This is a genomic window from Nitrospirota bacterium, from assembly GCA_023229435.1.
GTDB lineage: Bacteria > Nitrospirota > UBA9217 > UBA9217 > UBA9217 > JALNZF01.
In genome coordinates this window covers 1-21,695 of the sequence record JALNZF010000032.1, presented here as the reverse complement: position 1 = coordinate 21,695, position 21,695 = coordinate 1, and the positions used below count along the sequence as shown (strand labels likewise).

Here is a 21,695-nt window from a genome sequence, read left to right as displayed (position 1 = left end):
TCCGGGGTCCGGGGTCAAGGTTCGAGGTGTAATAAGCGGTTCAGGGCGTCCGGCGATTGGTGCGCGAAGTCAGAAGTCGGGTGTTCGGATCCCTGCTATGCAGGATACAAAGGACGGGCTGAGACGGAACCAGGTGGTCAAGTTGTCGGCTTCTCAGCAGAAGAGGTCGTTCGATGGTCCGAAGGTATTTGCAAGCAGCAACTCGCGAGGGGACAGCACGTACAGTCCGACATCACGTCCGGCCACGAGCCGACCGACAATGAGAACAGGCATTGGAAGGCCCGCAGCCAGGGCAGCCATGGGGAAGACGGAAGTCAGACGAAAGCCGGACCAGCGCCCCTGGCCCAGTACGAGAAGGAGTGTTCCAGAAAGCAGGGGGCCGGGTGCAGTTCCGGGTTATGGGCCGCGAAAAGACAGCAGTGCCCGCCCTTCATCAAGATCTGCCACGAGCCGCCCGGCAATGAGAACAGGCATTGGCAGGTCCGCAACAGGGGCAGTCTCGGGAAGGCCGGATACCAGGCGAAAACCGGCCCCGCGGTCCTGGCCCGACAGCGGTAGCGGGAGAAGCGGTTCGAGAAGTAAAGGGAGCGGGTATGAGGGACGGCAAGCGGGACAAAGGCCGGCTTCCGGTCCCCGACCGAACAAAAGTACCCACACAGGCAAGGGACCAACACGCGGGAACAGACCGCGATCCACAGGATCGGGGCAAGGGGCCGGCAAGAGGGGGCCGAGAAGGTAGGCGAAAATAAACAAATTATCACGCGTCAATCATACATAAGCATTGATGATCAAACCGCAATGGGTTTATCCCCATAACTCAAGCCATACAACAACGTAAACCATATCCCCGATAGTATCGCTCGGGGATGACAATAAAATAGCCGTCATTCCCGAAGGTTTCATCGGGAATCTGGTTTTAGATTCATACCAGTTGTATGGTATAGTTGTGCATCCGGTTTATTTCTACTGGAGTTTGACCGTATGGAGCATCTTCGCGCGCGAGTGATCGTTCACGGTTTCGTACAGGGGGTCTGGTTTCGCCAGAGTACGAAGGATGAGGCGATTCGCATCGGCGTGGGGGGATGGGTCATGAACCTTCCGGACGGAAGTGTGGAGGCCTTGTTCGAAGGGGAAAAGAAGAAGGTTGAGGAGATCGTCGGCTGGTGCCACCGCGGGCCGTCGGGAGCGCAGGTGAGCAAGGTGGACATTTTCTGGGAGCGGTACAAAGAAGAATATAAACATTTCGACATCCGCTATGGCAGGTAGATGTTCAAAAAGGGTTCAAGGTTCAGGGGCAAGAGGCAAGAGAAACATAAACTGAAATCATGAAAACCGCCATGAACATTCTTATCGGCATCATTATCCTCATCGTCGCGCTGTCATTCATCCTGGTGTATGCCAATACCCATCCTCCGAAGTATCCGCTCCATATACCGCCATCCGAATTCAAAGCTGACTACGAAGACGTCTCGTTTATCAGCGCGGACGGCATTGTTTTAAAAGGCTGGCTGGTTAAACCCTCGCATCCTGGAACGAAATCCCCTGCCATCATCATCTGCCATGGTGTGGGCGCCAACCGGTCGGATTTCACCGAGCTTGCGGTTTCGCTTGCACAACGGGGCCACTTTGTTCTTCTGTTCGATTTCCGTGCCCACGGGGAAAGCAGCGGCCGGAGAACATCGCTCGGCTATCATGAACAAAAGGACATCATCGCTGCACTCGAATTTCTCAAGACACGGCATGAGATTGCTCCCGGTCGCATCGGCATTTACGGCTTTTCCCTGGGCGGTTCATCCGCGATCCTCGCCGCGGCGAAAACAGGCGCGTTTTCCGCGATCGTCGCTGACAGCGCCTTCACGAGCCTGCGCGATCAGGCCAAGGACGCGATCACCGGGTTCTATCACCTGCCCTCATTTCCTTTTCTGCAACTCGCCGTTCTCGGGTATGAGCTTTATTTTCAGACGCGGGTGGATTCAATCGCTCCCGTCAAGGTGATCGCGACAATAGCCCCGAAGCCGGTCCTGATCATCGCGGGAGAAGGGGACAGACTTATCCCCGCGGACAATGGAAAAAAACTATTTGCTGCTGCGGGTGAGCCGAAAGAGCTCTGGATAATTCCTGTGTCGGACCATGGCGGCACGCTTGCCGCAGCGGGGAGCGAGTATGAAGAAAAGGTGGGTGGATTTTTTGATAGAAATCTGAAATGAATATTGGCGGGACTCTGCACCGTGTACTCTGAACTGGTCCGAATCATATTCACCGTCATGAGCAACAGTCGAATGATCCTAACTCCAAACTCCTCACTCCGAACTGAATCACCTCCCTGCCTTCTACATATCTAGTTATTTATCAATTAGTTAGCAAATTATTGCTTTCCCGTATGGCTCTTGTTTAGACAATAATCTTAGCTTACGAAAAGATTTCTCCCTCTGTGCATATAAACTGGGATACTTCAGGTCACTATATAGGAACAATTACCCGTCAATATCAGAACCCCTTCCTATTCACTTTCTCTTTATAATCTGTTACCTTACAATCAACAAATATAATAAAGGAGGATCACACTATGGATACCTACACTGCGAAGATGGAAGCTACAATCGGAAACGGACTGCAAAGCATGCAGCTCCAGGGGAACAGCAAGAGGGGGCTGCTGTCGGGACCGATACCGGTCGCTACTCTGACTCTTGTCGTGCTCGCACTGTCGGTCGTATTACCCTACGGCATCGGGGTGGCGGTTTTTGCATGGGTGATCGCCCTGGCAGGAGCGCTTTTGGGAGCCGGGTTCGCAACCTACCTTCTCCTGAAAGAACTGATCAGCAAAACAGGTTCATTTGCATACTCACCCGCGGCAGCGTATCTGGCCGGAAAGCGGACGAAGAAGTCGGTTACTGGCGGGAAGTCATAAGGACCTGAGCACTGGAAACCAGGAGGAGGCAGCAAAATGATCATCGATAAGGGTGGAACAATGGTGGAAAGGGGCTTGTACTGGAATCCCACGGACGGCCGGAGGATCACGATGAACGAGGACGGCATCCTTCCGGGAGATGAAAGTACAAGCTACATGAGGATGTCACCATTCAGTCTCCTGGTCATGGCACCGGTCATGGGAATGATGTTCGTGACCTTCCTCCCGCTCTTCGGGATCGGGGTATTCCTCATCTCATGGCTGGTCCCTCTCATCAACACGCTGGCCGAAGTCGCCATAACAGGCGTCAAGGTCAGCGGCAGGAGCCAGGGCAGCAACGCGTTTTTCAACTGGCATCCAACCCGGGCGCATTTTCATGGGTTCAAGAAAACGGGAAACAAGTGATTCAAATCAGGATGTACATAATAATTCAACCTTAAAGGAGGATCATATCATGCTTACGAACAGTCAACAGATGGCAACAGACGCAACGACACTCTCTGAGAACCACAAACTGCCGGAAGAGGGGACGCAGCCGCACAAGAAAGGGCTGCTCTCGGGACAGAAGCCGATCATTGTCCTTATTTTCTTCGCGCTCGCACTCTCGGTCGTCTTCCCGTACGGCCTGGGGATAGCGGTCCTTGCCTGGGTCATCGCGCTGACCGGTGCGCTGATCGGGGTCGGATATGCCTCATACCTGCTCCTTAAAGAGCTGTTCAGCAAGTCCGGCTCATTCAGCTATGCGCCCACCGCGGCATACATGGCCGGAAAGAATTTGAAGAAAAAAAGGAACACGACCCCTTCTGATGATGAGAAGAACAAGCAATAGCGGATCTTGCGCAGGGCAGTGAGATCTCTCGTTGGTTGTGAAACTATAAAATAAATTCAGACAGGGAGAACTTGTATGCATACACTTTTCGATTTTATCAGCAATGTAAATGCGGTCCAGTATGGGATTGCGCTTCTTTCCATGGTCGGCTTTATCATCTTCAGTGAGGTGCTGAAAGCCAGACCGTTCGAGGGATTGCGGGAGTCGGTCGCGGAGGATGTGAGATTCATAAAGGCCCAGGACAAGGTGACGAGGCTCCAGCTTGCCAAAAACGCGGCAATGGCCCCGTTCTACTTCCTCTCGTACCTCGCGATGGTGCCGGTCCTGTTTGCCCAGGGCATGGCGGAGCCGATCGGGCGGGGGATCGGAGCAATGACAACCGGCGGATGGAGCCCGGTGCGGGCGTATTTTGCCGGCCGCAGAAAGACGAAAAAGTCCAAGGCGGACGATTCCGATAAGAGGACCTAAACCGGACTAAAGACGCGGCAGGCCGGAACCAAATATGCCGCAATGGCCAAGAATAGGGCCGTACCAAGGCACGAAGAAATTCATGCGGAGATTTACCGCTTAATTCTTCGTGTTTTCTTTGTGTCTTCGTGGTGAAATAACCTTTACCTCTCAGGGGCAACCGGACCCCATCATGACAATGACGGATCAGTCCATGGGAAGAAATGCATACCCCTGCTGCTGATATCCGATCAACGAGACGTAGCCGTTTTCCACGATCTCCACCTGGGGAAGAAAATCCTTCACCTCAATTCCAAGCATCTCCGCTGCTATGGCGCACTGCTCAATGGTGAACCCGGCCTGCTTGAACCGTTCTATCCATGCTTTCATTTCGAGCTTGGCGTCCTTCTCCTCCGGGGCGACATATCCATCCCCTTTTGTAATGAAGAAACTGGCTTTGGCGCGAAAGGCCACAACAACGACCGGTTTCATCCCTGCCGCAATCAGCTGCCGGTACGTCCTGTCAAGGAGCTCCATCCGCTTCAGAAGCGATTTTGCATCACCTACGTTGACATCAACAACGAATTTGACCTGCTTAAGCCCTGTCAGTGACTTCATCTTTACTGTCTGAGCGCCAAATGCATTGGCAATAATCAGCAGCATACATGCTACAACCAGAACACTCTTCTTCATACACACCTCCGGGGGTTTTTAAAAATAGTATAGTACTGTTCTCTCTCATCCGTTCCCGCTGAGGTCCACGATCCCGACTCACCAATGGCATATGAATCCTCGCAATCAATAGGTCCTTTATAAATTATCTGCCGTCCTTGACAATGTCCTATCGGGTGTATAGAATTTATGTATCATTTTCGATAAAAGATTCTGTTCGTCCTATAATACAACACACGGAATTCCTGTTAACAAGTATAATCATACCAAGGAGATACGCTCAAACATCGCGACATTGTCTGCGCTGGTCCCTGCACCGATACTATCTCTAACAGGTTGTTGAAAAACACTTAGTTTACCCTTCGACCCTTCGGCAAGCTCAGGGCTCAGGGCGAACGGAGCGTGTATTGAATTTATTCGTATTTATCCGTTCGTGGTGAGCCTGTCGAACCACAAAAAGACTTTTTCAACAGCCTGCTACGAAAACACAACGCAGAAAGGGGGTGAACCATGGACACTAAGGATCTAAAGAAGTTCCTGGCGGGGTTCGGAATTGCCGGTTTGGTCGCCGGCGCCGGACTTACACTCGGCACCACTGCCGGCGCCGCGGGGAGCAGTTGAGGCGGCATGAAAAGTGGTACAGGCGTTACCACTGAAGAGACCTCAACGCAAAGCAGCTGTAGCGGAACAAAAACTGATCCGGCTTCCGCACCGACCCCGACAGGCAGCTGAAGCGGCTCAAAACACAAGCCGGCTCAGCCAGCTCCGTCTGGCAGCTGAAGCGGCAGTAAATAGTGCAGTTTGCACTATCAATCGTTTTGGAAAACCGCCGGGAGGCGCGATCTTCCGGCACACTCACATGCATCAATATGCTAAATACGAACGTGACGAATTGCGATCCCGGTGGTGATGACTGGAGACGCTCATGCATTACCGGGATCCTGTTTTCCAGATGCCATGAAACGTGTGACAAACAAGAACAATGACAACCTCTATCGTGCATGCCGGTCTGTTGTGGGCGAAGAAGCATGGGAATGCTTCTCCAAACAATGGGCCATCGCGATTGCTTCGCATTCCCTCTCTACCGCTTTGCCACGGAAAAACAGCCGCTCGATACCAAAATTTCTGCCCGATCTCGCCCGTCTCGAGGAAACGACCTTCTCCGCATCGGAAAAGAAAGGATCGATCCCAAACGAGGTTGACCGGCCCCGCGTCAATCCCACCATCCAGATCATCGAGTTGTCCTGGAAGAACCTGACGACGTTCCTCGATCCGGACCAGAACTGTTCGACCATACTTCCGCAGCGATTGAATGAGCGGATCCTTGTATTTTACCATCCGCGTGCCGGCCGCGTGATTGCCCGGCCTGCTACGGACGAAGACCTTCTTGTTCTCAAAATGATCGTGGAGGGAATATCGCCGGAGACCGTAGCAGAGCCGGGGAAACTGCCCATAGGGGCCGTTGATCGGGCGTTCTTCCGCGCATCCGCGGGCGGCCTCGTGCTAACGCCGCCCTCGCGTATCCGGCGAGACCCCGCGGTCTTTCACAGCAACAACGGCATTCCCGGACAGTATTTCTCATCGCCGTCCTTCACGCTCCAATGGCATATCACCCAGGCCTGCGATCTGCACTGCAAGCACTGCTATGACCGGAGCGACCGCACGCCGATGACGCTCGATCAGGCAGTGCACATTCTCGATGACCTGCGCGCATTCTGCAAGAGCAGGAATGTTTCGGGGGCGGTTTCCTTCACCGGCGGCAACCCGCTCCTCCACCCGGCGTTCACGGAGATCTACCGGGCGGCTGCGGAGCGCGGCTTTACCGCGGCGATCCTCGGCAACCCTGCTTCACGCGCGCGGATCGAGGAACTGATCGCCATCCAGATGCCGGCTTTTTTCCAGGTGAGCCTGGAGGGCCTGCGGGAGCACAACGACAGTATCCGCGGCCCGGGCCATTTTGACAGAATACTGGCGTTCCTGGATGTTTTACAAGAACTCAGGGCATCATCCATGGTCATGCTGACCCTCACGAGTGAGAACATCGATCAGGTGCTGTTGCTCGCTGAGCTGCTGCGCGGAAAGGCGGATACCTTCCACTTCAACCGTCTCTCCATGGTCGGCGAAGGCGCGAACCTCACCTTGCCGGACGCCCGGCATTACCGCGCCTTTCTCCAATCATACCTCGACGCGGCAAGGACCAATCCTGTCATGGGGATCAAGGACAATCTTATCAACATCATTCGCCGGGAACAGGGCCGTGAACCCTTCGGCGGATGCACGGGCTACGGCTGCGGCGCTGCCTTCAACTTTGTTACGCTCCTCGCCGATGGCGAGGTACACGCATGTAGAAAATTTCCCTCGCCCATCGGCACGATCAATCAACTGAGCATCGCCGAGATATACGATGCGGAGCCGGCGCGCCGCTATCGCGCGGGGGCCTCGGCATGCCAAACATGCCCCATCCGCCCGGTCTGCGGCGGATGCCTCGCCAGCACCAACAGCCATGGGCTCAATGTCTTTGAGGACAAAGATCCCTTCTGCTTTATGCACGATCGTGTTCCGTCAGGATGAATGAGGAAAGGCCTATCGCATGTCGCAGGGATGTTTTATCGGCATAGACCAGGGAAGCAGCGCGACCAAGGCTGTCGTACTGAGCGCGGCCGGGCAGCTTTTGTTCAATACGCGAAAGGACCTTCCCCCGCCGTTTCGCGACGGCCTGCGCATCGAGCAGGACCCCCGGCAGATGCTGGTTTTCGTCCGGGAGGCGCTGGACGAATGCATTCAACAGGTCCGGGGTTCCGGCGTCTCCGTCCTCGGCATCGGGTTGTCGTGCCAGCGGTCATCCTGCCTTATCTGGAACGAATCAACCGGTGAACCATTATCCCCTCTGATCAGTTGGCGTGATACGCGCGGAGCGGACATCGTCAGTGATCTCGCTGGGCAGGGACCGATGATCTTCAAGACAACAGGGCTCCCGCTCACACCCTACTATTCAGCATCGAAGTTCCGCTGGATGCGCGACAATCTTGCTGAGGGAAAACAGGCCATGGTGGTGTTCGGCACGCTCAGCAGCTTCCTGGCGCAGCAGCTCACCAAGAACAAACAGGCCTTGATTGACCATACCAACGCGGCCCGGACACAGCTGATGAACATTCACACGCTCTCCTGGGACGACGGGTTGATCGGGACCTTCGGACTCACGGGTATCCGGCTTCCCGAGATACGGCCTACTGCCCATGAGTATGGGCGCGTACGGACCGCGGCAGGAGCAATCCCGCTACTCGCCTGCCTCGGAGACCAGCAGGCGGCCATGCTCGGTCTCGGGGTGCTGAAGGAGGGTGACGGCGGGATCAACTACGGCACCGGCGGTTTTCTGATGGCGAACACGGGCGGAACGCTTGTCCCTGCCCCGGGACTCATGGCATCCGTGTATTATTCCAATGACCGCGAACAGCAGTACCTGCTCGAAGGAAGTGTGAACGCGGTGGGTGAAGCGCTGGAATGGGTCCGGAGCCGTCTCGGCCTATTCAAGGAGTACAGCGAGGTGGACGACCTCTGTTGGAAAGCGGCAACGCACGTGACAGCCTTCATCGGGTTGAACGGGATCGGGGCGCCGCATTGGGAAGCGGAAATGGCAAGCGCGTTCCATGGTCTGGAATTGGAAAGCACTTCCGCCGACATGGTCAGGGCCGTGGTGGAGGGCTTCGCCTTTTTCATGAAGGATATAGCAGAGGTGATGCGGACGGCCGGCGTTAATCCTGATTCGTTCACGCTGTCCGGCGGTTTATCGTCACTCAGCTACCTGGTCCAGATCCAGACCGATATCCTCGGCAGGGAAATCAGGATAAACCCGGTGCAGGAGGCCTCGGCGCTCGGCGCCGCCTTCCTCGCAGGCATGCAGCAGGGCGCGTGGACGGCTGACGACATTTCGCGAATGACGGCACAAGGAGAGATCGTGCGCGGTGAAACGAATCCGGGTCTGACGAAAAGGTACCTTCAGTGGAAGGAACTTCACCGCATGACAAGGGAGCTGGAAAAGAGATGATCTCCCGAGAAGCCGGAAGCCTCGTGTTTGGTGAATAACGAAGTCAGCGAAATTCCGCCGGATCCGTATCATTTCACTTCATGCTTGGCAGGATAAAATCGGTCGCTTGACGAGCGTCGAGTGAAAAGAAAAGATCGCGCATACTCGCCGATGGCAGGGTTTTCTGCTGTTTTGTTTTGACATCTTCCGGCTTTTTCGGTAAGTTACCTTCATGTACATCCTGGGCATCGAAACATCCACCACAACCGGCAGTGTCGCGGTCATTTCCGAAGACGGTGTCGTCGCACAGTACAGCCTGAACATCGAGGTGACGCACTCGGAGCGCCTCATGTCGACGGTGGACCGGGTGCTCAAGGACACGGGCCTCACCATGGCCGACATGGATGGCTATGCTGTTGCCATCGGTCCTGGTTCGTTCACCGGCCTCAGGATCGGTCTTGCCGCGGTCAAGGGACTCGCTCTCGTCTCGGGAAAGCCGATAGCCGCGGTGCCGACGCTCAAGGCGCTCGCGTGGAACCTGCCCTATGCATCGTACCCGGTCTGCCCGATGCTCGACGCGCGCAAGAACGAGGTGTATGCGGCGACGTATTGGTTCGAAGGGACCACGCTGGTGCATGGAATGGCCGAGGCAGTGCTTTCTCTTTCGCTCCTCTCCGAGCGAATATCCGGGAAGACGATCTTTACCGGCGAGGCGTCCCATCTTTTTCGCAAGGAGATAGTGAGCATGTTCGGCGAGCGCGCCTTATTTGCGCCACGCGCGGCAATCCTTCCCTCCGCGGCCATTGTTGCGGAGATCGGCCTCGACATGATCAGGAGCGGCAAACAGGCTGACCCGGACAACTTGACGCCGATGTATATCCGAAGGCCCGAGGCAGAGGTGGCGTGGGAAAAGAAGGCGCAATAGCGTCAAGATTTTCATGAAAAAGCTTAACCACAGAGGGCACTGAGAAGGTCTCTGTGTTCTCGTGGTTTAAAAGACAGGAAAAAACAAACTGAGCTGGTAATAAGAGGGCACAGAGGGAGAGGCTGGTAAAAAACCTTAACCATTGCGATTTAAAGATTTCTCTGTGTGCTCTGTGGTTGCTGTTTGAGTTTTATGGAGGTTGCAATCAAGATAGATGTCATGAATAAAGAGGATATCGACCAGGTCCTCGAAATCGAGCGGGCCTCGTTCAGCATGCCCTGGTCGAGGAACCTCTTCCTGTCCGAATTCCGCAGTCCGCTTGTTTCCTTCCTCATGGTTGCGCTCGCGGACGACCCGTTGTCGAGGAAGGTGGTCGGGTACACCGTGATCTGGCTTGCCGCGGACGAGATGCACATCCTTAACCTGGCCACGGCACCGGAGCGGAGAAGACAGGGGATAGCGAAAAAGCTGGTCCTTGCAGGGCTGAAGCGAGCTTATCAAAAAGGCGCAACGAGGGCCTTTCTTGAGGTCCGTGTATCGAACGCAACGGCCCAGAAGCTTTACGCAAACCTCGGGTTCACGGGAACGTCCGTGCGGCGGGGGTACTACGATTCCCCGGTGGAAGACGCTGTAATGATGACCCTGGAGCAGGTGTCATTCGAAAATCTGATGATGCGACAGGAAACAGCATAACACTCTGTTTTTGCACTGTTTATTCATTCTTGCCTTTTCTCCGCAAGTGTGATATTTTTCCTGTGTAACATACAACCGCTCTTTTTCAGGACCTTCTCGCAGATATTAAACCCCAAAGGAGGGACGAAATATGATTGATGTGGAGGTAAACGAAGAAGCACTTGTTACAAAACTCAGGATAGAGAATTCAGAGTACCAGAAGTGGGAGCAGGAACATAAAAAACTCGAAGACTCCTTGATGTCGTTCGAGGTCCACCGGTACCTCACTCCTGAGGAAGAGGTAGAAAGAAAAAGGATCCAGAAGCTGAAACTGGCGGCAAAAGATAAAATGATGGAAATAATCAGGCGCACCAGGGTAGGGCGGGCCTGACAAGGTGAAGGCAAGGGAAATAAACCTTGCCTTTTGTGTTTATTCATCCCGAGAGGACATGAGAATCCCTCTTTACAAGAGAGCGTAAAGAGGGATTTTTTTATTGACTCTTTCCCTCCATATATGTTAAAAATTACAATCATTTCCGTTATTGGAGACTGCCATTGAGGAGCGACCGTATCAAGAAAGGCCTGGAGCGCGCGCCGCACAGGTCTCTTTTATTCGCCACCGGGATAACCCGGGACGAGCTTGCCAAGCCCATGATCGGCGTTGCCACGAGCTTTACCGACCTGATCCCCGGGCATATCGGCATGCGCGACCTCGAGCGGTTCATTGAAAAGGGCGTGCACACCGGCGGCGGGTGGCCGCTCTTCTTCGGAATACCCGGCATCTGCGACGGCATTGCCATGGGCCACACCGGCATGAATTATTCACTTCCGTCCCGCGAACTGATCGCTGACCTCGTGGAGTCGATCGCCATGGCCCATGCCTTTGACGGGCTGGTATTACTCACGAACTGCGACAAGATAACGCCCGGCATGCTGATGGCCGCGGCGCGGCTCAACATTCCCGCGATCGTGGTAACCGCAGGGCCCATGCACTCCGGCAATTACCGGGGTCATCGCGTGAATCTGATAAGCGCTTTCGAGGCTGTCGGCAAGGTGCGAAAGGGCGAGATGTCCAGGTCGGACCTCGCTGAGCTGGAGAGCTGCGCCTGTCCCGGTGCAGGATCGTGCCAGGGCATGTACACCGCGAACACCATGGCCTGTGTTACCGAAGCGCTCGGCATGAGCCTGCCGGGATGCGCCACGGCGCTGGCTGTCTCAGGCGAGAAGCGCAGGATCGCGTTCGAGAGCGGCAAGCGGATCGTTGGACTGGTAACGGAGAATCTCACCCCCCGGAAGATCATGACGAAGAACGCCTTTGAGAACGCAATCCGGATCGACATGGCGCTCGGCGGTTCTACGAATACAACGCTCCACATCCCGGCCATCGCGCATGAGGCCGGTATCGAACTCTCGATCGGGATGTTTGACAAAATCAGCCGCAAGACACCGCATCTGTGCAATATGCTGCCCGGCGGTCCTACGTATATGGAGGACCTCGATGCCGCAGGCGGCATCCCGGGCGTGTTGTCGCGGTTCAAGGATGTGCTCAAAAAATCACCTACCGTGAGCGGGAAGTCTATTGGTGAACTGGCGGCGGCTGGCCGTGTCGGTAATGCCGATGTGATCCGGACGCTCGACAAGGCCTATCACAAAGAAGGCGGCATCGCCGTGCTGTCCGGCAACCTCGCCCCAAACGGGTCGGTGGTCAAACAGACCGCGGTGAGCGACAAGATGAAAAAGTTCGAAGGTACGGCCATCGTGTTCGATTCCGAGGAAGATGCCATGAAGGCCATCCTGAACAACAAGATCAAGGCCGGCCATGTGCTCGTGATCCGCTACGAGGGTCCCAAAGGAGGGCCGGGCATGCGCGAGATGCTCTCTCCCACCTCGGCCATCTCCGGCATGGGGCTTGGAGAATCCGTTGTTCTGCTGACCGATGGCAGGTTCTCGGGCGGCACCCGCGGCCCCTGCATCGGGCACATCTCTCCCGAGGCTGCCGAGGGCGGGCCCATAGCCGTTGTGCGGAATGGGGACCGGATCGTCCTCGATATCCCGAACCGCGCGCTGACGATCAAGCTGTCCAAAGCGGAAATAAAAAAGCGGCTGGCGAAGTGGAAGCCGCGCGAGCCGCGAATAACGCGTGGCTGGCTTGCACGGTATGCGAAAGTCGTCACCTCGGCGAATACCGGGGCGATCGTAAAGTAGATAAGCTCCAAATAACAAGCACCACGTTTCAAACGTTTGAAATTTGATATTTGATGTCCTCGTAAAAAGTCGACATCTTGATTATTTCGTCATTCCCGTGCAAACGGGAATCCAGTCTTTTCAATCATATTCTTGACCACTGGATACCCGCTTTCGCGGGTATGACGACTTCTTGCGATTGCATCATAATTTGATGATTGGATATTATTTGTGATTTGGGATTTGCAATTTGGAATTTCCCAACGATAGGTGGGTATATGTCCAACAAAGAGATCACGGGTGCGGAAATATTTCTCGAATGTCTGAAGAAGGAGAAGGTTGACACGCTCTTTGCCTATCCCGGCGGTGTGGTGCTCAAGATCTTTGACGTCCTCTATGGTCAAAAGGACATCCGCATGATCCTGCCGCGTCACGAACAGGGCGGCGTGCACATGGCCGACGGGTATGCCCGCTCAACCGGCAAGGTCGGGGTTGCCCTTGTCACGTCCGGACCGGGCGCCACGAACGTGGTCACGGCCCTCGCCACGGCATACATGGATTCCATCCCGATCGTGGTGTTCACCGGACAGGTGCCCACGGCGCTGATCGGCAACGACGCGTTCCAGGAGGCGGACATCGTCGGCATTACGCGTCCCTGCACCAAGTATAATTTTCTCATAAAGGACGTGAAGGATATCGCCAGGACCGTCAAAGAAGCGTTCTACATCGCGTCCACAGGCCGACCGGGGCCGGTGCTCGTTGACCTGCCGCGGGACGTGGTCACGAACAAGGCCGAGTTCCACTATCCGGACAAGGTGGAGATCAGGAGCTACAACCCCACCGTCATCGGCAACAAGTGGCAGATCAAGCAGGCAGCCGAGGCGATCGCCAAGGCAAAGAAGCCTGTGGCCTATATCGGCGGAGGCGTTATTCTTTCGAATGCAGCCACGGAGATCCTCGAGTTCGCCGAGATCACGAAGATTCCGGTGACGCATACCCTGATGGGTATCGGCGGATTCCCCGGCACGCATCCGCTCTCACTGGGCATGCTCGGCATGCACGGCACGTACTATGCCAACATGGCGATCCATAATTCCGACCTCATCGTCGCCATCGGCGCGCGCTTCGACGACCGGGTGACCGGCAAGGTGGAGGGATTTGCTCCTGATGCAAAGATCATCCATATCGACGTTGATCCGACCTCGATCAGGAAGAACGTGCGTGTGGATATCCCGATCGTGGGTGATGTGAAACATGTGATGGTTGCCCTCAACAAGGAACTGCACACGATCAAAGAGCCCTGGGACCAGATCCGCAAGAGCTGGCTCAGGCAGATCGACGCCTGGCGGGAAGAGCGGCCGCTCACGTACGAATATGCCGATGACGTCATCAAACCGCAATTCGTGGTTGAGAAGCTTTACGAGGTCACGAAGGGAGATGCTCTCATCGTGACCGATGTGGGCCAGCACCAGATGTGGGCCGCGCAGTACTACAAATTCGACAGACCCCGGAACTGGCTCTCTTCCGGAGGACTCGGGACCATGGGGTACGGATTCCCGGCAGCCATCGGCGCCAAAGTGGCCAATCCCAATCGAGAAGTGTTCTGCATCTCCGGCGATGGCGGCATCCAGATGAACATCCAGGAACTTGCCACATCGGTGGAGAACCACATCCCCGTCAAGGTGGTGATCCTGAACAACCGGTTCCTCGGCATGGTGAGACAGTGGCAGGAATTGTTCTACCAGGAACGGTATTCCTCGGTGGACCTCGGCAGCACGCCTGACTTCGTGAAGGTGGCCGAGGCCTATGGCGCCGTCGGCCTGCGCGCGGTGAAGCCCGTGGACGTTGTGCCGGTGCTCAAGGAGGCGCTCAAATCCAAGCGGACGGTGTTCATGGACTTTGTGACGGCGCGGTACGAAAAGGTTTTCCCCATGGTGCCCGCGGGCGCGTCCATCAACGAGATGATCTTCGGGGAAGAACAGAAAAAGGAAGAGAAGAAGCTGAAAGCGGTGAAGTAGGTTCAGTTCGGAGTGCGGAGTGAAGGCGGAAAGAGAATCAGGCGAGGCCAATACAATATGAAACATATTATCTCTGTGCTGGTGGAAAACAAATTCGGTGTCCTGTCGCGGGTGTCGGGGCTCTTCAGCGGCAGGGGGTTCAATATTGAGACCATCTCGATCGGCCCCACGCTCGATCCCACGATCTCGCAGATGACGATCGTGACCGTGGGAGATGAGCGCATCCTCGAGCAGATCATCAAACAGCTCAACAAGCTGATCGATGTCATCAAGGTCACGGACCTCGCGGAAAAGGAATTCGTGGAACGCGAGATGTGCCTTATCAAGGTCAACGCTCCTGCAGAGCACCGGGCAGAGGCGCTCCGGATCGCCGATATCTTCCGCGCGCGCGTTGTTGATTCCTCGCAGAAGAGCTATACCTTCCAGATAACAGGAGATGAAAAAAAGATCACGGCGATCATCGAGCTCTTGAGGCCCATCGGCATCAAAGAGATCGTACGCACGGGCAAGGTGGCGATAACCCGTGAATAGCGCGGAATGCGGAATGCCCCCGATTAATTCGCTCGAGGGCAGGCTCCGTTCGGAGTTCGGAGTGAAAACAAAATTATGCAGTAAGGCACGAGTCATGTTTGCGGCCATGTTCCTACTTCTCTTTGTAGCAGCATGCGCTGAAAAGGGGCCGGTCCTTCTCACGATCGGTTATCAGGCGCCCGCGGAAAAAACGGGAACAGCGTCGCGGATCTCCGTTGGCGTGAGTACCTTCCGGGATGACCGCGGAGAGCCCGCGTCCGTCCTTGGCAAAAGGACGATCCCGAGCGGCATGCAAAACGATCTCGTGGTGCAGGGCACGGTGGCGGAAACCGCCACGGCGATCATGAAGAAGGCGTTTATTGCACGCGGGATCGCGGTGAAGGACATTGCTGGTTGGGATCTGACGGCCGAAGGCATGAATGCCGCGGGAGCGGATCTTCTCTTCGGAGGCGAGATCAAGACGCTTTGGCTGGAATCGAAGCCTAGTTCGATGCAAACGCATTTGAAGGCCTCTGTTCAGATAAAGATAACCGTCGGGGACGGACTGGAGAAAAAGATAATCAGAACGATCGACGTGAACAGCACGCTTGACCAGGAGATCCTCTATTCACGCGAACGATTGGAAGCCGCGCTTGCCGAGGCGCTGTCATCAGCCGTTGACCAGATATTCCAGGATGACGAACTGAAAAAGCGGCTCCTGTAATCATAATTTTGCGACGAGGTGAGATGCACGGAACTGCACATCGTGTGTCTTTTTTTGTTATGTGCATATAATTATTCTTTGTTGAAAAGGAGACAGGATGAAGATCTATTATGACAAAGATGCAAATATGAAGCTGCTCAAGGGCAAGAAGGTGGCGGTGATCGGCTACGGCAGCCAGGGTTTTGCCCACTCGAACAATCTCAAGGAAAGCGGCATTGATGTGATCGTCGGCCTCCGGAAGGGGAGCAAATCCTGGGATAAGGCGGCGGGCGCCGGTCTCAAGGTCGTTGAGGTCGCCGCTGCCGCGAAGATCGCTGATATCATCATGGTCCTGGTGCCGGACGAGCTGCAGGGCGGGATGTACAAGAAGGACATCGAAGGGAACATCAAGAAGGGCGCCTATCTTGCTTTTGCCCACGGGTTCAACATCCATTTCGGCCAGATCGTGCCGCGCGAGGACGTGAACGTGTTCATGGTCGCGCCCAAGAGCCCCGGCCATCTGGTCCGTTCGCAGTACATCAAGGGAGAGGGCGTACCGGGACTCATCGCAATCCATCAGGACCCTTCGAAAAACACCAGGAACATCGCGCTCGCGTACGCTTCTGCGATCGGATGCGCCAGGGCGGGGGTAATAGAGACCTCGTTCCGCGAAGAGACGGAGACCGACCTCTTTGGAGAACAGGCAGTGCTGTGCGGCGGCGCCACCGCGCTCATCCAGGCAGGGTACGAGACCCTGGTGGAAGCAGGGTATGCGCCCGAGATGGCTTATTTCGAATGTCTCCACGAGCTCAAGCTGATCGTGGACCTCATTTATGAGGGGGGCATCTCGAATATGCGCTATTCCGTCAGCAACACCGCCCAGTATGGCGACCTGACCCGCGGGCCGCGAATCATTACCGAAGAGACCAGGAAGGAAATGAGGAAGATCCTGGCCGAGATCCAGACGGGCCAGTTCGCGAAGGAGTGGATGCTCGAGAACATGGCGAACAAGCCGACGTTCAATGCGCTCACGAAAAAAGGCCAGGCGCACCCCATCGAGGAAGTGGGCGGACGGCTCAGGAAAATGATGCCCTGGCTCAAGAAGGGCAAACTGGTGGACAAGAGCAAAAATTAACTACAAGGCATCAAGGCAACCACAGAGAGCACAGAGAGCATTTCTGAGTGCTCAGAGGGGATTCCTTCTTTTATAGAAATGAAATTCTCTGCGTCCTCTGTGGTAAAAAGGTTTCGCTCATGATGAAAAACTACGGTATCCCCATAGCAGCAGAGGGCTGGCCGTTCATTATACCGCTTGCGGTCGTCACCGGGTTGCTGTTCGCCCTGGGCTGGAGGAATACGGCCCTTGTGTCGCTCCTCCTCACGCTCTTTGTCGTGTTCTTCTTCCGTGACCCGGAGCGAGCCATCCCCGAGGGGAAAGGGCTGGTAGTCTCGCCTGCCGACGGGAAGGTGATCGTGATCAAGGACATCTACGAGCCCACGTACCTGAAGCAGGAAGTGAAGCAGATCAGCATTTTTCTCTCCGTGTTCAACGTGCATGTGAATCGTGCGCCGGTCGGCGGCGAGATCGAGGTCGTCAAGTATAACCCCGGCAAATTTCATGTCGCGTCCGTGGACAAGGCGTCCCTTGATAACGAACAGACCGCGATGGTCATTGATTCCGGGAAGGACAAGATTCTGGTGAAGCAGATCGCCGGACTCATCGCGAGGCGCATTGTCTGCTATGCAAGGCCTGGAGACACGATCAAGGCGGGCGAGCGGTACGGCCTGATCCGTTTCGGCTCGCGGGTGGATATCTTTTTGCCCAAGAACGCGGAGATCAAGGTAAGGCTGGGTGACCGCGTCAAGGGTGCGCAGGACATCATCGGGGTGCTGAAATGAGAAAAGGGATCTACATTCTTCCCAATCTTATAACACTGCTGAGCATGTTCGGGGGGTTCTATTCCATTGTGGCTTCGCTCAATTCCGATTACGAGCGGGCCGCATGGGCGATCATGATCGCATCGGTCTTTGATGTGTTGGACGGGTGGGTCGCGAGGGTGACGCATACGGCAACACGCTTCGGCATTGAGATAGACTCGCTCTCGGACGTGATCTCCTTTGGTGTTGCGCCGGGCGTCCTGGTGTATACCTGGACGCTCTCGTCCTTTGGCAAGATCGGCTGGCTGGGCGCGTTCTTCCTGGTCGCCTGCGCGGCGCTCCGGCTCGCAAGGTTCAACGTGCAGATGAGCGGCGCGGAGAAAAAACATTTTACCGGACTGCCGACGCCTGCCGCCGCCCTGATGATCGCCGCCACCGTACTTGCATACGAAGAGGTCATCGAGAGCCTTGAGCAATGGAACATGGTGCGGCTGGCCGATGTGATCGGCAAGGATTACTGGGTGTTGGCGATGACGTTCCTGCTTGCCGGTCTCATGGTGAGCAATATTACCTACCACGGCCTGAAGGAAGCCAATCTGAAGGAGCGGCGTCCCTTCGGGATACTGGTCGTCATCGCGGCTTTTGTGGCGCTGGTGGCGTATCATCCCGCGCTCGTCCTGTTTATTGCTTCCTTGGCCTATGTTTCGCTCGGTCTGGCTGAAGCCCTGTATGGACTGCTCAGAAAACGGAAAACCGTCACTTCTTAGTCCATCCAGAAACCTCGACCGTGAGGATGCAAGAGATTAAGAAGGCGGCCTTAATCTCTTTCTGTGACTGCTCAGGTCAAAATCTGTTAGCCGCGAATGGCCTAAATAATGAACCGGCCACTTAGAGAATCACGCAGAGATCACAAGGAAAAAGCAAAGAAGGGCGACTAACCTGATCAAAATGATGTTTCCCTTAAGCAAAGATGGCAATAAACCAAAGCCGCTACAGACCGTATTTTCATGAATTTCAGACTTTTCTTTGAGTTCTTTGCGTTCTTTTGCGGCCAACCTGAGTAGTTCCCTTTATTTATATTTTTCTTTTCACTCATGCGCGATTCGCGAGCGCATGAAGCAGAGGTGCCCATTATGAGCAAGATCATCAGAATATTCGATACCACGCTTCGTGACGGCGAACAGTCCCCGGGAGCGAGCATGAACGTTGAGGAAAAGATCACCCTGGCGAAGCAGCTTGCCCGGCTCGGGGTGGACATCATCGAGGCGGGGTTCGCCATCAGTTCTCCCGGTGATTTCGAGGCCATCAAGAGGATCGGCGCCGAGGTCGAGGGCCCGGTGATTTGCAGCCTCGCGCGGGCGAAGAAAGAAGACATCGACCGCGCCTGGGAGGCGCTGAAGGACACACCGAAACGACGCATCCATACCTTCCACTCAACGTCCGATATTCACCTGAAGCATCAAGTCCGGATCTCACGCGAGGAAGCGCTGAAGCGCTCCGTGGAGATGGTCAAACACGCGCGGTCATACGTGGACGACGTCGAGTTCTCTCCCATGGACGCCACGCGGACGGACATTGCCTACCTTCACGAGGTCGTTGAGGCCGTGATCGAGGCGGGAGCGACAACGGTGAATATCCCCGATACGGTCGGCTATACAACGCCCGGGGAGTTCGGCGCATTGATCAAGGGTATCAAAGACAAGGTTCGGAACATCGATAAGGCCGTCATTTCAGTCCACTGCCATAATGACCTGGGTCTTGCGGTCGCGAACGTGCTGTCGGCCATCCTGAACGGCGCAGAGCAGGTTGAGTGCACGGTGAACGGAATCGGCGAGCGCGCCGGCAACTGTTCCATGGAAGAGGTGGTGATGGCGCTCCGCACGAGGAAAGACTTTTTTAATGCGGACTCACGGGTCAACTCGGAAGAGATCATGCGTACGAGCAGGCTGGTGACCAAGATCACCGGCATTCCGGTGCAGCCGAACAAGGCGATCGTGGGCGCGAACGCTTTTGCGCACGAGTCCGGCATCCATCAGGACGGGCTTTTGAAAGAGCGGTCCACCTACGAGATCATGCGCCCGGAATCGATCGGACTGGTCAAGACGAACCTCGTGCTCGGCAAGCACTCCGGCAGGCATGCCTTCCGCGACCGGCTGAAGCAGATGGGATATGACTTTTCCGAAGACGACCTGAACAAGGCATTCGAGCGGTTCAAACACCTTGCGGACCAGAAAAAGGAGGTGTTCGATGAGGACCTTGAGGCAATTGTCTCCGATGAGATGCAGCAGATCCATGAAGTGTACGTGCTCCTGCATCTGAGCGCACAGAGCGGCACGGACGTCAAGCCATCCGCGACCGTTGAGATGCAGGTGAACGGTGCAACGGTGAAACAGACAGGCACCGGCGATGGACCAGTCGACGCGGTGTACCGGACGATCGCTCATATGACGGGAACGAAAAGCAAACTTGATGCGTATCTGGTGAAGGGAATTACCGGCGGAACGGACGCCCTCGGAGAGGTGACCGTGAAGGTGGAGGAAGCGGGCAAGAAGGTCGCGGGCCACGGCGCCGACACCGACATCATTGTGGCGAGTGCCAAGGCGTATGTGAACGCGCTGAACAAACTGGAGTATTGGAAGAAGGGAAGACCGAAGAGCAGTTAAGTAATACCCAGGGAGACTATTGCCGGAGCGTTAACGTGTGGTAATACCCTTTCCTTCTCGCCCGATACATTGAAGGAATACCGCAAGAAGTGATAAACAAAAGGTAATACTCAAGCGGAGAGCGGGGTCAGAGTATAGATCTTCGCCAAACGGGACGCTGTCTTTAAATCACCTTTACGAAGAGCTTCGCGAACGTCATCCAGCTTATAGGCGTCTTCCACGGAAAGATAAGGCGACCACCCGTCATCCGAATAAATCAAGTCCACATCCACTTCCGCTACGTACTCCCGCTCATGCACGAGTTTCGTGTAATGTTTTGTCGTCATTTTATTCTCCTTAAAAAGTCATCAGTCCATCGCTCCGCAGCCGGCCTGTACGCGGTAACAAGGACTGCCGGCGATGATGCTCCTCTGGGAATGCCCCATACCACATGTATTGCGCGCCCTTCCCGGTCTTTCTGCAAGACAAGTACGGAAGGCCCTTTTGGATAGTTCGGGTAATCCTCTACCATGACCGCATCGGCGACCGTTGCCATGACATCTCTGACGAAGATATTGTCAGCCGCCAGTTCATCATACCCATGGTCTGATATTTTTACATCGCCATCTTGAATAAGAGACAGTATCCGCAGAAATGATTCACTCATCGGCGATGACCTTCATCTCGGAAATATGCAACATGAATTCCTAAACCTGTTGTTATTATAACCATTATGAAGCCTATTTCAAGGCATTTCTTTAGCCAGCCCGTTATTTTACGCCAAGGCTTATGTGAATGCGCTGAACAAACTGGAGTATTGGAAGAAGGGAAGGCCGAAGAGCAGTTAAGCCGGTTTTCGCGGATCGTCGCTATCGAATAGATGAATAATTATGAAAGGCCCCCTTTGTGGGGCCTTTTTGTTTTGAAGACCGGAGAGGTCTGTGCTTCTGCTCATGAGAAAATGAATAAAACGCGCTTGAGAATAAAACACTGTTGTGCTATTGTGATGACATTGGGTGGCATTATAAACTGACAAAATAAAAAAAGAAGTGAAATGGTTCCATGGCTATTACACGTAAACTAAGAACGCCCATTGAACGGGTACAGCTGCGCGTGGAAGCACATAAGGTGGCGGGGTAGGGGAATGACAAGAAAGTAGACCTGATAATCATATGAAGGCACCTCAGCATACCAGAGCGCATCGGCACTCTGGTATGCTTCAAGGAAAGAGTCCAATCTAACCTTGGAGGTGCTGTATGAAATTGTACACTGGATTAGATCTA

General features: G+C 55.0%; 22 protein-coding genes and 1 pseudogene. 20 read left to right on the top strand and 3 right to left on the bottom strand.

The features are described from left to right. Positions 1–981: 981 nt before the first annotated feature. The 6 genes from M0R70_14860 (at position 982) to M0R70_14835 (ending at position 4,205) form a co-directional block, all read left to right on the top strand. Positions 982–1,266 carry an acylphosphatase gene (locus M0R70_14860; GenBank protein ID MCK9420648.1) on the top strand — a complete coding sequence of 95 codons (285 nt, stop codon included), beginning with the start codon at positions 982–984 and terminating at the stop codon, positions 1,264–1,266. 71 nt (positions 1,267–1,337) lie between these two features. Further along, a complete protein-coding gene (locus M0R70_14855; GenBank protein ID MCK9420647.1) occupies positions 1,338–2,207 on the top strand; it encodes an alpha/beta fold hydrolase in 870 nt (289 codons plus the stop codon). Positions 2,208–2,566: 359 nt separating this feature from the next. Further along, positions 2,567–2,908, top strand: coding sequence for a hypothetical protein (locus M0R70_14850; protein MCK9420646.1), 342 nt, complete (start codon positions 2,567–2,569; stop codon positions 2,906–2,908). A gap of 36 nt (positions 2,909–2,944) precedes the next feature. Beyond that, the gene (locus tag M0R70_14845; GenBank protein ID MCK9420645.1) at positions 2,945–3,313 is read left to right on the top strand and encodes a hypothetical protein; all 369 of its coding nucleotides are present in this window, start codon (positions 2,945–2,947) and stop codon (positions 3,311–3,313) included. Between the two features lie 49 nt (positions 3,314–3,362). Continuing rightward, a complete protein-coding gene (locus M0R70_14840; GenBank protein MCK9420644.1) occupies positions 3,363–3,737 on the top strand; it encodes a hypothetical protein in 375 nt (124 codons plus the stop codon). 75 nt (positions 3,738–3,812) lie between these two features. Further along, positions 3,813–4,205, top strand: coding sequence for a hypothetical protein (locus M0R70_14835; GenBank protein ID MCK9420643.1), 393 nt, complete (start codon positions 3,813–3,815; stop codon positions 4,203–4,205). 186 nt (positions 4,206–4,391) lie between these two features. Here M0R70_14835 and M0R70_14830 read toward each other — a convergent pair whose 3' ends face one another. Then, positions 4,392–4,877, bottom strand: a complete 486-nt coding sequence (locus M0R70_14830) for a DsrE family protein (protein ID MCK9420642.1) — start codon at positions 4,875–4,877, stop codon at positions 4,392–4,394. A gap of 489 nt (positions 4,878–5,366) precedes the next feature. Between M0R70_14830 and sbtA the strand changes: the two are divergent. The 14 genes and pseudogenes from sbtA to M0R70_14760 all read left to right on the top strand — a co-directional run bounded on the left by sbtA (position 5,367) and on the right by M0R70_14760 (position 20,433). Then, positions 5,367–5,438, top strand: a pseudogene (sbtA, locus tag M0R70_14825) (SbtA family thio(seleno)oxazole RiPP natural product precursor). Positions 5,439–5,813: 375 nt separating this feature from the next. Beyond that, positions 5,814–7,427, top strand: coding sequence for a thio(seleno)oxazole modification radical SAM maturase SbtM (sbtM, locus tag M0R70_14820; protein MCK9420641.1), 1,614 nt, complete (start codon positions 5,814–5,816; stop codon positions 7,425–7,427). A gap of 19 nt (positions 7,428–7,446) precedes the next feature. Then, positions 7,447–8,901, top strand: a complete 1,455-nt coding sequence (locus tag M0R70_14815) for an FGGY family carbohydrate kinase (GenBank protein ID MCK9420640.1) — start codon at positions 7,447–7,449, stop codon at positions 8,899–8,901. A 211-nt stretch (positions 8,902–9,112) separates the two neighbouring features. Then, positions 9,113–9,805 carry a tRNA (adenosine(37)-N6)-threonylcarbamoyltransferase complex dimerization subunit type 1 TsaB gene (gene tsaB / locus M0R70_14810; protein ID MCK9420639.1) on the top strand — a complete coding sequence of 231 codons (693 nt, stop codon included), beginning with the start codon at positions 9,113–9,115 and terminating at the stop codon, positions 9,803–9,805. Positions 9,806–10,024: 219 nt separating this feature from the next. Further along, positions 10,025–10,498, top strand: a complete 474-nt coding sequence (rimI, locus tag M0R70_14805) for a ribosomal protein S18-alanine N-acetyltransferase (protein MCK9420638.1) — start codon at positions 10,025–10,027, stop codon at positions 10,496–10,498. Between the two features lie 130 nt (positions 10,499–10,628). Next, positions 10,629–10,868, top strand: coding sequence for a DUF465 domain-containing protein (locus M0R70_14800; protein ID MCK9420637.1), 240 nt, complete (start codon positions 10,629–10,631; stop codon positions 10,866–10,868). Positions 10,869–11,032: 164 nt separating this feature from the next. Next, entirely contained in the window at positions 11,033–12,682 is a 1,650-nt protein-coding gene (gene ilvD / locus M0R70_14795; GenBank protein ID MCK9420636.1) for a dihydroxy-acid dehydratase, read from the top strand. A gap of 257 nt (positions 12,683–12,939) precedes the next feature. Further along, positions 12,940–14,679: a biosynthetic-type acetolactate synthase large subunit gene (gene ilvB / locus M0R70_14790; protein ID MCK9420635.1), complete on the top strand. Its 1,740-nt coding sequence runs from the start codon at positions 12,940–12,942 to the stop codon at positions 14,677–14,679. Between the two features lie 57 nt (positions 14,680–14,736). Next, the gene (ilvN, locus tag M0R70_14785; GenBank protein ID MCK9420634.1) at positions 14,737–15,210 is read left to right on the top strand and encodes an acetolactate synthase small subunit; all 474 of its coding nucleotides are present in this window, start codon (positions 14,737–14,739) and stop codon (positions 15,208–15,210) included. 13 nt (positions 15,211–15,223) lie between these two features. After that, positions 15,224–15,913 (top strand): YajG family lipoprotein, encoded by a 690-nt coding sequence (locus tag M0R70_14780; GenBank protein MCK9420633.1) that lies wholly within the window; start codon positions 15,224–15,226, stop codon positions 15,911–15,913. A 97-nt stretch (positions 15,914–16,010) separates the two neighbouring features. Then, complete coding sequence (gene ilvC, locus M0R70_14775; protein MCK9420632.1) at positions 16,011–17,027, top strand: ketol-acid reductoisomerase; 1,017 nt, start codon at positions 16,011–16,013, stop codon at positions 17,025–17,027. Positions 17,028–17,149: 122 nt separating this feature from the next. Beyond that, positions 17,150–17,791, top strand: a complete 642-nt coding sequence (locus M0R70_14770; protein MCK9420631.1) for a phosphatidylserine decarboxylase family protein — start codon at positions 17,150–17,152, stop codon at positions 17,789–17,791. Further along, complete coding sequence (gene pssA / locus M0R70_14765; protein MCK9420630.1) at positions 17,788–18,537, top strand: CDP-diacylglycerol--serine O-phosphatidyltransferase; 750 nt, start codon at positions 17,788–17,790, stop codon at positions 18,535–18,537. Before M0R70_14770 ends, pssA begins: the two co-directional genes overlap by 4 nt. A 366-nt stretch (positions 18,538–18,903) precedes the next feature. Beyond that, a complete protein-coding gene (locus M0R70_14760) occupies positions 18,904–20,433 on the top strand; it encodes a 2-isopropylmalate synthase (protein ID MCK9420629.1) in 1,530 nt (509 codons plus the stop codon). Positions 20,434–20,543: 110 nt separating this feature from the next. Here the strand turns inward: M0R70_14760 and M0R70_14755 are convergent, their stop codons facing one another. Further along, positions 20,544–20,759 (bottom strand): hypothetical protein, encoded by a 216-nt coding sequence (locus tag M0R70_14755; GenBank protein MCK9420628.1) that lies wholly within the window; start codon positions 20,757–20,759, stop codon positions 20,544–20,546. Beyond that, positions 20,756–21,079: a DUF4258 domain-containing protein gene (locus M0R70_14750; GenBank protein MCK9420627.1), complete on the bottom strand. Its 324-nt coding sequence runs from the start codon at positions 21,077–21,079 to the stop codon at positions 20,756–20,758. Before M0R70_14750 ends, M0R70_14755 begins: the two co-directional genes overlap by 4 nt. Positions 21,080–21,695: the final 616 nt, after the last annotated feature.

Bases quoted from the DNA above. Each gene is read 5' to 3' on its own strand.
- M0R70_14860 (MCK9420648.1), top strand. From the start codon at position 982: ATGGAGCATCTTCGCGCGCGAGTGATCGTTCACGGTTTCGTACAGGGG.
- M0R70_14855 (MCK9420647.1), top strand. From the start codon at position 1,338: ATGAACATTCTTATCGGCATCATTATCCTCATCGTCGCGCTGTCATTC.
- M0R70_14850 (MCK9420646.1), top strand. From the start codon at position 2,567: ATGGATACCTACACTGCGAAGATGGAAGCTACAATCGGAAACGGACTG.
- M0R70_14845 (MCK9420645.1), top strand. From the start codon at position 2,945: ATGATCATCGATAAGGGTGGAACAATGGTGGAAAGGGGCTTGTACTGG.
- M0R70_14840 (MCK9420644.1), top strand. From the start codon at position 3,363: ATGCTTACGAACAGTCAACAGATGGCAACAGACGCAACGACACTCTCT.
- M0R70_14835 (MCK9420643.1), top strand. From the start codon at position 3,813: ATGCATACACTTTTCGATTTTATCAGCAATGTAAATGCGGTCCAGTAT.
- M0R70_14830 (MCK9420642.1), bottom strand. From the start codon at position 4,877: ATGAAGAAGAGTGTTCTGGTTGTAGCATGTATGCTGCTGATTATTGCC.
- sbtM (MCK9420641.1), top strand. From the start codon at position 5,814: ATGAAACGTGTGACAAACAAGAACAATGACAACCTCTATCGTGCATGC.
- M0R70_14815 (MCK9420640.1), top strand. From the start codon at position 7,447: ATGTCGCAGGGATGTTTTATCGGCATAGACCAGGGAAGCAGCGCGACC.
- tsaB (MCK9420639.1), top strand. From the start codon at position 9,113: ATGTACATCCTGGGCATCGAAACATCCACCACAACCGGCAGTGTCGCG.
- rimI (MCK9420638.1), top strand. From the start codon at position 10,025: ATGAATAAAGAGGATATCGACCAGGTCCTCGAAATCGAGCGGGCCTCG.
- M0R70_14800 (MCK9420637.1), top strand. From the start codon at position 10,629: ATGATTGATGTGGAGGTAAACGAAGAAGCACTTGTTACAAAACTCAGG.
- ilvB (MCK9420635.1), top strand. From the start codon at position 12,940: ATGTCCAACAAAGAGATCACGGGTGCGGAAATATTTCTCGAATGTCTG.
- ilvN (MCK9420634.1), top strand. From the start codon at position 14,737: ATGAAACATATTATCTCTGTGCTGGTGGAAAACAAATTCGGTGTCCTG.
- M0R70_14780 (MCK9420633.1), top strand. From the start codon at position 15,224: ATGCCCCCGATTAATTCGCTCGAGGGCAGGCTCCGTTCGGAGTTCGGA.
- ilvC (MCK9420632.1), top strand. From the start codon at position 16,011: ATGAAGATCTATTATGACAAAGATGCAAATATGAAGCTGCTCAAGGGC.
- M0R70_14770 (MCK9420631.1), top strand. From the start codon at position 17,150: ATGAAAAACTACGGTATCCCCATAGCAGCAGAGGGCTGGCCGTTCATT.
- pssA (MCK9420630.1), top strand. From the start codon at position 17,788: ATGAGAAAAGGGATCTACATTCTTCCCAATCTTATAACACTGCTGAGC.
- M0R70_14760 (MCK9420629.1), top strand. From the start codon at position 18,904: ATGAGCAAGATCATCAGAATATTCGATACCACGCTTCGTGACGGCGAA.
- M0R70_14755 (MCK9420628.1), bottom strand. From the start codon at position 20,759: ATGACGACAAAACATTACACGAAACTCGTGCATGAGCGGGAGTACGTA.
- M0R70_14750 (MCK9420627.1), bottom strand. From the start codon at position 21,079: ATGAGTGAATCATTTCTGCGGATACTGTCTCTTATTCAAGATGGCGAT.